Consider the following 2,750-nt stretch of genomic DNA (forward strand, 5'->3'; position numbering starts at 1 on the left):
GCAGATCCAGCGCCGATCGCGGCTCTGGCTCGGGTTGCAGATCCGGTTGCGACTCCGGCTTCGGTCGCGGAGTCGGGCCCAGCGGCGGCTCCGGCTGCGGTGCCGGGTGCAGATCCAGCGCCGATCGCGGCTCTGGCTCGGGTTGCAGATCCGGTTGCGACTCCGGTCGCGGAGCCGGGCCCGGCTGCCGCGGCGGCTCCGGTGCCGGGTGCGGTTCCGGCTGCGGATCCCGCGCCGGTTGCAGATCCGGGGCCGGGTGCGGAGCCCGTTCCGGCGCCCGGCGCGGGCCGCGAGGGTGTCGCGGCGCCGCTGTTCTCCGCCTCTCTGGTTCCCATACGGATGAGCCTAAGGTCCCCCGTCGGCGAGGGCCCACCAGGAGCGCGCCCTCGCCGGGCGGCCCCTACGGGACCAGCGGGGCGACCTCCTCCGTGATGAAGCGGATGAAGCCCTCCGGGTCCGGTTCGTCGGCGGTGGGCTGGAGGACCACGGTGTCGGCGCCCGCCTCGGCGAGACGCCGGACCGCCTTCGCCACGTGTTCGGCGTCGCCCGCCGCCCCGAGCCCGGGCGTTTCCTCCTGGCCGTCGCGACCGAGTTCGGCACGCAGCCGCTCCCGCGCGTCCGGGCCGGTCGCCGCGTGGAGGTAGACCACCATCGGGTGGGCCGCTCCCCCGCGCCCGGCGGCCCGCCTTCCCTCGTCGATGAGGCGGCGCGCCGCGCGTACGCCTTCCGGCGTGGTGCTCGCGTCCAGGATCGTGCCGTCGGCGGCCTCCCCGGTCAGCCGCACCGAGCGGGGTCCGCGCGCACCGGCGTAGACGGCGGGCGCCGAGGCGGGCGGCCAGTCGAGCGCGACGCCGTCGAGCCGGACGTACCGCCCCTCGGTGGTGACGCGCTCGCCCGCGAGCAACGCCCGCATGGCGTCGAGGTGTTCGCGCAGCAGGGTCAGCGGCGACTCGGCCCGCGCGCCCACCTGTCCCATCCAGTCCTGCACGCCGTGCCCGACGCCGAGCATGACGCGCCCGGGGAAGAGCCGGTGCAGCGTGGCCGCCTCCATCGTGGCGAGCGCGGCGTTGCGCAGCGGCACGGGCAGCAGACCGACCCCCACGCGCAGCCGCTCGGACCAGGCAAGTGCCGCGGCCGCGGAGGCGATGCCGCTCTCCAGGAAGCAGTCCTCCCAGAGCCACAGCTCCGCGAGGCCCGCCTCGTCGGCCGCGCGCACCATGGAGCGCAGTCGCTCGGGGGGAAGCTGGGGCCGGAACACCATACCGAGAACAGTCATGACGCCTTCCTACCCCGCCCGCCCCGGATGATCAACGGCGTTTACGGGGGCGGGGTTTCAGGCCCCGCATTTCCTCGCGCCCACATGCAGCGCGACCGCCGTGTTGGCGCCGAGCGTGGCCGTGAACTGCCCGGAGGCGTTGACGGTGACGCGCCTGCCGGACTGGACGTCGCAGTACTCCCCCGCGGGCAGCGAGGTCTGGAAGGTGCGGTTCAGCGAGGAGGCCTCGTGGTTGATCGCGACGTACGCCTTGTCGCCGCGCCCGAAGGCGATCTGGTTGTTGCCGTTGTCCCACCAGTGGGTGACGCCCTGGCCGCGCGCGGTGTTGCGGAAGGCGACCATCTTGGAGATCTCGCGCCACGCGTGCTGGCACTTCCAGCCGTCGGAGTAACAGGCCTTCACCGCGCCCCCGTTGGGCGGGCCGGCGTCGCGGTCGGAGAACTCGTATCCGGAGTGGACGTCGGGTGCCCCGTAGGGCCAGGCGAGCATGAAGACGTTGGCCAGGGTGTAGTTGGCGCCGTCCTTGTAGCTGAGGGTGTCGCCGCCACGCTCGGTGTCGTGGTTGTCGACGAAGACGGCGGCCTTCCCGGAGGGCATGTACGCCCACCCCTCGCCGTAGTTCTTGAGATAGGCGAGCTTCTCGTTGTGGAAGACGCGCTTGAGGTCGCGGGCGTACCGGAACTCCTGGACGTCTCCGTTTCCGAGGTACTCGCTCGGTGAGACCGCCTCGCCGGCTCCGTGAATGGCCTCCTGCTTCCAGTACACGCCCGGGTCGCTCAGCCGTGACTTGATGTCGGCGAGGTCGCTCGCCGGCATGTGCTTGGCCGCGTCGATCCGGAAGCCGTCGACGCCGAGCGAGAGCAGGTCGTTGAGGTAGGCGGCGATCCGGCCGCGTACGTAGCCCTCGCCCGTGTCCAGGTCGGCGAGGCCGACGAGTTCGCAGTTCTGTACGTTCCCGCGGTCGCCGTAGTTGGTGATCACCGACCGGCAGTCGTCCATGTCGGCGCCGGAGTAGGTGCCGGGGTAGTCGTATTTCGTGTAGGACGAGCCACCGGTGCCGGTCCCCGATCCGGCCGACATGTGGTTGATCACGGCGTCCGCGACCACCTTGACGCCCGCGCCGTGACAGGCGTCGACCATGTTCTTGAAGGCCGCGCGGTCACCGAGGCGCCCGGCGATCTTGTAGCTGACCGGCTGGTACGAGGTCCACCACTGGCCGCCCTGGATGTGCTCCTGGGGCGGTGAGACCTGCACGAACCCATAACCCGCGGGGCCGAGTTGGCTCTTGCAGGCGCGGGCGACCGAGTCGAAGCGCCACTCGAAGAGGACAGCGGTGACGTCCTTGCCGCCGGGCGGGGACGCCTCCGCCCGGGGTGCGGGCGCGAGGAGGCTCCCGACGACGCCCGCCGCGAGGGCGAGCGTCATGGCTACTGGTCTGCGGGCTATGCGCGTGGGGCCGTTCATGGGGGTCTCC

The 2,750-nt window shown here is 72.3% G+C and carries 1 protein-coding gene and 1 pseudogene; both read right to left on the minus strand.

What is annotated here, in order from left to right; translation table 11 throughout:
• Window positions 1–400: 400 nt before the first annotated feature.
• On the minus strand, window positions 401–1,276 hold the full coding sequence (locus GKQ77_RS31205) for an LLM class flavin-dependent oxidoreductase (RefSeq protein WP_219692477.1): 876 nt from the start codon (window positions 1,274–1,276) through the stop codon (window positions 401–403).
• 66 nt (window positions 1,277–1,342) lie between these two features.
• Window positions 1,343–2,740 (minus strand): annotated as a pseudogene (locus GKQ77_RS31210) (alpha-amylase); the annotation flags it as partial.
• Between the last annotated feature and the right edge of the window lie 10 nt (window positions 2,741–2,750).

This window comes from Streptomyces anatolicus, from assembly GCF_019400875.1.
GTDB classification, from domain to species: Bacteria; Actinomycetota; Actinomycetes; order Streptomycetales; family Streptomycetaceae; genus Streptomyces; species Streptomyces anatolicus.